Annotated in this window: 6 protein-coding genes and 1 pseudogene; 4 read left to right on the plus strand and 3 right to left on the minus strand. The window is 30.6% G+C overall.

The features are described 5' to 3' along the window. Positions 1-81: 81 nt before the first annotated feature. Genes M0Q24_RS08375 through M0Q24_RS08385 form a run of 3 tightly spaced genes read right to left on the minus strand, consistent with a single transcriptional unit; the run spans position 82 to position 4,164 of the window. On the minus strand, positions 82-1,524 hold the full coding sequence (locus M0Q24_RS08375) for an ATP-binding protein (RefSeq protein ID WP_295049562.1): 1,443 nt from the start codon (positions 1,522-1,524) through the stop codon (positions 82-84). Continuing rightward, positions 1,517-2,191, minus strand: coding sequence for a response regulator transcription factor (locus M0Q24_RS08380; RefSeq protein ID WP_295049565.1), 675 nt, complete (start codon positions 2,189-2,191; stop codon positions 1,517-1,519). Before M0Q24_RS08380 ends, M0Q24_RS08375 begins: the two co-directional genes overlap by 8 nt. 53 nt (positions 2,192-2,244) lie before the next feature. Beyond that, a complete protein-coding gene (locus M0Q24_RS08385) occupies positions 2,245-4,164 on the minus strand; it encodes an LTA synthase family protein (protein ID WP_295049567.1) in 1,920 nt (639 codons plus the stop codon). 191 nt (positions 4,165-4,355) lie between these two features. Here M0Q24_RS08385 and M0Q24_RS08390 point away from each other — a divergent pair, with 191 nt between their 5' ends. From M0Q24_RS08390 to M0Q24_RS08405, 4 genes and pseudogenes are all read left to right on the plus strand, one after another. Continuing rightward, positions 4,356-6,281, plus strand: a complete 1,926-nt coding sequence (locus tag M0Q24_RS08390; protein ID WP_295049570.1) for an LTA synthase family protein — start codon at positions 4,356-4,358, stop codon at positions 6,279-6,281. A 222-nt stretch (positions 6,282-6,503) separates the two neighbouring features. Next, positions 6,504-6,848 (plus strand): hypothetical protein, encoded by a 345-nt coding sequence (locus tag M0Q24_RS08395; protein ID WP_295049573.1) that lies wholly within the window; start codon positions 6,504-6,506, stop codon positions 6,846-6,848. Between the two features lie 276 nt (positions 6,849-7,124). Further along, entirely contained in the window at positions 7,125-7,238 is a 114-nt protein-coding gene (gene rpmJ, locus M0Q24_RS08400) for a 50S ribosomal protein L36 (protein ID WP_295049576.1), read from the plus strand. A gap of 2 nt (positions 7,239-7,240) precedes the next feature. Then, positions 7,241-7,309: pseudogene (locus tag M0Q24_RS08405) on the plus strand (30S ribosomal protein S13); the annotation flags it as partial.

The following is a 7,309-nucleotide window of genomic DNA, read 5'->3' on the forward strand; positions in this document are numbered from 1 at the left end:
TATAGAGCGAAAAATTAAATTAAATATGACAAATTGCAATGAATTATGTAAAAAAACTTTTTCATTGTTAATATATTTGAACTATAACATACAAAAGTAGGAGTTTCTTATGATTTTTGAAGAGCATTTTGTAGCTTTATTTAATTTTGGTATTTTTACAATAACAGTTGTTCCTACATTTAAAATGGTCTTAATTTCTATATCATAATGATGGATATCTAAAATCATCTTTACTATAGAAAGACCCAAGCCTATTCCCCCATCTTTTCTTGAGCGGGTTTTGTCTGCTCTATAAAATCTCTCAAATATATACTCCAAATCTTCTTTTGCTATTCCCTGTCCATTATCTTCAACTATCAGTAAGTACTCTTTGCTATTTTCATCTAAAGATATGTTTACAAAAGAGTCGTTTTTGCTGTAGAGTATAGCATTCCTGATAATATTGTTTATCGCAATTTTTAAGAGTGTTTCATTAGCTTGAATCGTTATAGGAATAATCTTTTTTATCTCTATATGTATATCTTTACTTGGAGCAAGTTTTTCTAGTTGAAAAATCGTGTCTGTTAAAACTTCATCTAAATATAATTCGTCAAACTCGTTAATAATCTCGGTTATATCTTTTTTAGCAAGAAAAAATAGCTGTTCAATCATTTTTTGTATACTTATGCTCTCTTGCAAAATATCTTCTAAAATTTCTTTGTACTCACTAGGTTCTCTATCTTGCTTTAGGGCTACTTCAATCTCTCCGCGTATAACTGTTAAAGGTGTCTTGAGCTCATGTGAAGCATTGTTGCTAAAGTCGGTTATTTTATTAAATGACACCTCAAGATTGTTTAAAAGTTGATTGAAAGTTGCTACTAAATCTTTAATTTCACTCGGAATCTCTTTTGTACTTACTCGATTAGAGAGATTATTAGCTGAGATTGATTTAACAGAAGATATAACCCCTTTTACTGGCAAAAGTGTTCTGTTTATCAAGATTCCTGCTATGATTAAAAACACAATTAAAAGAATCGGTGTTGCGATTATTAGTCCAAGAAAAAGTTGTTTTAAATATAGTGAGTCCATGTTTTTTTGTAGAGCGAGTTGAATAAAAACTTTAGTATCAGGTTTGTCAAAAATCATCATAGAACTAACTCGAAAGTCTTTTTTATTAAAATAATATATGCTGCCTAGATGCCCTATCTCATTTAGCGGTACATCAAAAAGCCATTCATGTTCTTTAGAGGAAAGTGTTTCATGCTCTATCTTTTTGCTATTTTTACCATAGTGAATGATTTTTACAAAGAGTGGCTCAATCGAAAACTCGCTTATAAGTTCATCTGCTACATATTTTGCATCTTCACTATCTCCTCTTTGAAAGTCAGGTATGACATCTATAGATATCATTTTAAGCTCTGTATCAGTTGTGTTTAAAACACCTTTTTTTGCGGTGTTGTAGATAAATGTTCCATAAATAGATAAAATAATTACATTGATGATAAAAAAGGAGAAGAGCAGTTTTAGTTTTAAACTATTAAACATTTTCATCACTAAGCATATAGCCTAATCCTCTAACAGTGTGTATAAGTTTCAAGTTATAATCTTTGTCTATTTTATTACGCAGTCTATAGATATATACGTTTACAATATTACTCATGCTCTCTTGTGTCATATCGCTTAGGTTCTCTTTTATAATAGTTTCTGTTAGTAGTTTTTTACTATTTCTTGCTAAAAATTCAAGTAAGGCGTACTCTTTAGCGGTAAGATTAATTTTTTTGCTAGCTCGTTTAACTTCACGCCTTGCCGTATCTATAATCAAATCAGCTATAGTTATAGTACTTGAAGTAGTTGAGTTTGTTCTTAATTTAACACGGATTCGAGCAAGTAGTTCTTCAAATGCAAAAGGTTTTGTGAGGTAGTCATTGGCACCACTATCAAGACCTTTGACCTTATCTTTTAGCTCATCTCTAGCTGTAAGCATAATAATTGGAACTGCTATATTTTTAGCTCTGATATTTTTGCAAACATCCATTCCGCTAAGACCTTGAATCATCAGGTCGAGTAGAACAATGTCATAATGATTTGTTTCAATCATATATATAGCTTCGTACCCATTTTCAGTAGCATCTACGCTGTAAGACTCTTCTTGGAGACCTTTTTTTATAAAAGAGGCTATCTTTTCATCATCTTCTACAACTAGAATACGCATCATTTCACCTTTTTAAAAGTTATGTTTTGATTGGTTTTTTTAACTTATTTTATCTATTTATATAATTTTTTGTTGTACATATAATCTAATGTTACAATAAAAGCTAGAGCATCTTTTTCTAACTCTTTATCTTGATAAGTCGGAGTTAGATGATTACCTTTATCTAGATATGTCTTTGGACTTTTATATAAAAAAGTGAGCGGTTTTTGACCAGGTCTTACAACCACAACTTTATCATCTACTCTTAAAGCGTAGGATGAATGAAACTGCATCAAAGAGATGTTTTGTTTTTTATCGCTAAATATAGAGTGACCCATGATAGGATATTTTAGGTCAAGACCTAATAAATCAAGTGCAGTTGCTAATACATCCGGCTGAGAAGCAATTTTATCATAAATCATAGGTTTAATCCCATCTCCTACTATGATAGCGGGAATATGAAACATATCAACAGGGACAATATCGTCTCCATAAACCTTTACATTATGATCTGCAATTATTACAAAGATAGTATCTTTAAAATAAGGCTCTTTTTTGGCAAGTTCAAATAGACGACCGATGGCATAATCTGCGTATTTCACAGCATTTTTAACACTATTTGGCGAAACATCTTTTATCAGTTGAATCTTTTCACGAGGGAATTCAAAAGGAGAATGGTTTGATTGTGAGAACATAACAGTCGCAAATTTTTGATTTTTAGCATGCAGTTTTTTAAACTCCTCATTTGCTTTAACTACTAGGTCTTCATCGCAAACTCCCCATGGAGCAACGAAAGTAGGATTTTCAAATTGGGATTGATCTATTATCTTATCAAAACCATTTCCAGAGTACCAGCTTCTCATGTTGTCAAATCTACTCTCTCCTCCATATATAAACGATGTGTGATATCCAAATGGTTTAAGAGCGGATGCTATAGTAAAAAAGTCGCTTTGGGATTTATTTCTCTTTAGAACTCCGACTCCAGGAACAGCCAAATTTCCTGCACTAACAGCTGCTAATCCTCTAACACTTCTTGTTCCGTTTGAGTATAGGTCTTTAAAAAGTATCGCTTCTTTGCTCAATCTGTTGAAGTTTGGAGTTATACCATCTTCACCTCCTACAGCATTGACAAATTGATAGCCTAAGCTCTCTTGCACAAATATAACTAGATTTTTTGGTTTATCACTTTTAAAGTGACTTTTTTCAATCCTTGAGAAAATCGATTCTTTATCCTTTGAATCAATATTTAATCTTTTTTTGACTCTCTGCAGGGCCTCTTTTATTTCCATACTTCCATATTGTTTTACTTCCCTACCTTCATGTACAAAATTACTGTAAATAGCATAACCTATACTATGAAGTGAGTTTTTAGTTATCTCATTTACCATCCTGTTTGTGGAGTACATAGCATCTGATATATTAGCCCCTCTATGCCCAAACGACGAACGCACACCGATAAATAAAAGCAACAATATAGGTAAAAACATAGCGACTCTTTTTAGATAGTGAGTCTCAAAAACCTTTAAAAAATCATCTTTTGCAAATTTTAAATAAAAATATATAAATGCCCCAATCATACTAAATGCGACAAAAAGTTCTAGTTTATAATCTGCGAATATCATAGCAAAGACTTCACGCGGATATATGAGATACTCGACAAAAAGATAGTTTGGACGCACATCGTATTGTGCCACAAATGAAAAAGTTGCATTTTCTATATATATAACAAGTGAAAATATCACTAAAAAGTAGTATTTCAAAAAAATGTTTGTTAATTTTTTAAACTTTGCAGGAGAAAAAGATAGAAGCATCAGAGGTATAACTAGTAAAATAGAAACAGTAATAGTATCCATTCTAAGTCCATAGATAAAAGTCATCCAGTAATCAACACCGCTGTTTTTAAAATTGTCAAAATAGATAATAAATAGAACTAATCTGCCAATAAAAAATATGCAAACTAATAGTAGGAAGTATTTTAGTAGTTTTCTTAACATCTCTATTTGCCTTTTATGTTTTAGAGTTTTGGAGTTAAAAAAATATAGTTTTTTAATTAAATCAATATGAATATAGAATGAATTTTTATTCATCTATGAAATGAAGAAAAGTTCATATATTTTTCATATATTTTTTATATATTTTTTATTTATATTCCTTAATATTTCATAATTAAATATAAGGATATTTTATGCAAGAGAGTAAGTACAAAAGATGTAGCTATATAAATTTAATTTTTTGGTTGTTTTTAGGTGTTTTTGTAATCACAAGGACAGTACTTCTCATCAAATCTGTAGATGCACTAGACATATCATTAATAGAGATTTTGAAGATTTATCTAATAGGCGCATTTTATGATTTTGTGAGTGTTAGTTATCTAACAGTGCCGTTTGTCATTTACCTCATTTTTTTACCAAAAAGATTTTTTAATCACGCGCTTAATCGCTATATAACTTATGTTTTTACTTTTATAATTATTTTTGGGGCGGTATTTTTGGTATTTAGCGAATGGTTTTTTTGGAATGAGTTTAGTGTTAGATTCAATTTCATCGCTGTTGATTATCTCGTTTATACAAAAGAGGTAATTGGAAATATAAAAGAATCATACCCAATGGGCATTTTAATTATAATAATCTCATTCATCTCCACATTTGTTTTTTATATTATTTATAAAACACAACATATTGAAAACTTTTTGCAAAATCAAAGCAGACTTAAAGATAGATTTAAATCATCAATCATATATCTCATAATACCTGTAATATTTTTTGTTGGAGTAACTCAGGAGTTTGCAAAGATATCAACAAATCAATACAACAATGAACTATCTAAATCTGGACTATATTCTCTTTTTGCTGCTTTTAGAAATAATACTCTTGATTATGATAAATTTTATATTACGGATAAAGATGAGAGTGTGATAGCAAATCTCAAGAAAGTGATAGATGCTAACAGCTCCGCTTTTTTAAATTCAAATGATGTCACAAGAGAGATTGTAAATGCTGGTGTAGAAAAAGATTACAACATAGTTATGATTGTAGTAGAGAGTTTAAGTGGTAAATTTCTTGAATCTTTAGGAGGAAAAAAAGGATTGACACCAAACCTTGACTCTTTAGCACAGAAAAGTTTGTTTTTTACTAATTTTTATGCAACGGGTACAAGAACAGTAAGAGCAATGGAAGCTATAACTTTATCTCTGCCACCTACACCTGGTCGCTCAATAGTTAAAAGACCTGATAATCATAACATGTACTCAAGCGGATTTATACTTAAAAACAAAGGATATGATACTAAGTTCATATATGGTGGACATGGCTATTTTGATAATATGAATGAGTTTTTTTCAACGAACGGATTTAGTGTGTTAGACAGAAGTGATTTTAGCAAAGAAGAAGATACTTTTCACACGATTTGGGGAGTTTGTGATGAGGACTTGCTAAACAAGAGTCTAAAGGAAGCTGATCTCTCTTATAAAGAGCATAAACCTTTTATGAGTTTTATAATGACTACCTCAAACCATAGACCTTATGATTATCCAGATGGACGCATAGACATACCTTCGCATACAGGAAGAGAGGGTGCAGTTAAATATACGGATTATTCTATAGGAGAGTTTATAGGAAAAGCAAAAATTAAACCATGGTTTAAAAACACCATTTTTGTAATAGTGGCAGATCATTGTTCATCAAGTGCAGGTAAAACAGAAGTCCCTCTTGATAAGTACCATATTCCTATGATTGTTTATGCCCCTGAGATACTTAAACCTCAAGTAATTAGCAAAATCTCAAGTCAAATAGACATTATGCCAACTCTGTTTGGCATCTTAAACTGGTCATACAAAAGCAAGTTTTACGGTAAAGATATTTTAAGTTCTTCCTTTACACAACGCGCATTAATGGGTACTTACCAAAAACTTGGGCTTTATAAAGAGAATAAACTAATTGTTTTATCACCTACAAAAAAAATCAAAAGTTATGAAGTAGTTAAGCAGGATATATATGACACGAAGTATAAAGAGATAAGTACACAAAAGAATTTAAAAATAGAGGCTATAAGTTATTATCAAGGTGCAAGTGCTCTTCATAAAAAAGGCTTAGATAGGTATGAGAGCCAATAAGCAAATTATAGCTACTCTGCCTTGTCTTGTAAGATGTTTCTTTTTGAGTTTACAAGAAGTTAATTGAGCGTTATTGCTCAAACTATATCATATTGCAATGACTATGGTATGGATTTTAATCTTAGTAATATGTAAAACTGCAAAAAAATATTGCAATTTGAAATATTTTTTTATAACAAATATTTTTTTTACTATTATTAGTTAAAAAAAGGTATAAATAGAATGATTTTAGGAGAATGTCCATATTGTAGTGGTGGAAATATAGAGGTTAGAGATAAAGAAGTAAGTGGAAAAAAAGTAAAACTTTATGCTTGTTCAAACGCTTCGTGGGTAAGTGAAGATGGAGAGCTTTATGAACTTAGTACTAATGCATCTTGTGATTTTAAAATTTGGCAAAATAGCTTAGCTAGGTATGGAAAATGGTTGTCATATAAGGAAGTAAGAGAACTTTTGCAAGAAGATAGCATAGAGGTGGAACTTTTAAGTAAAAAGTATGCTAAAAAAGTCTATTATAAGAAGTTTATAACACTAGATCCTGAGTACGGTGTAAGCGTTATTTGGGATTGAATGACTTTTAAAGTCTCCTTTTTACGAACTTTCTACAGATGTTTTACTAACTAAGTTAGCTTTAATAATCCTTTTACATTTCTTTGGATATAATCCCAATCCGCTTTGCTGTTTTAACATAAAACAAGAGTATTTCTATCTATATATTGGTTTATAAAGATAAAAGTATTGGTAAGTAGTTATACAAGACTTACCTACATGCAGCAAAGATGTCAAACAAAACTAAGGCAATTACCAATAAAAAGGGCTTTAGTGAGATTAATATAAGGGCTTTCTATGAAAGTAAGAGCTTCAGTAAAGAAGATGTGTGATGATTGTAAGATTGTCAAAAGAAGAGGCATTGTAAGAGTAATCTGCAAAGTTAAAAAACATAAACAGAGACAAGGATAACCATGGCTCGTATTTCTGGTGTTGATTTACCTAAAAAAAAGAGAGTAGAGTATGGTTTAACATACATCTAT

The sequence above is a fragment of the Sulfurimonas sp. genome (assembly GCF_023228785.1).
Classification (GTDB): Bacteria; Campylobacterota; Campylobacteria; order Campylobacterales; family Sulfurimonadaceae; genus Sulfurimonas.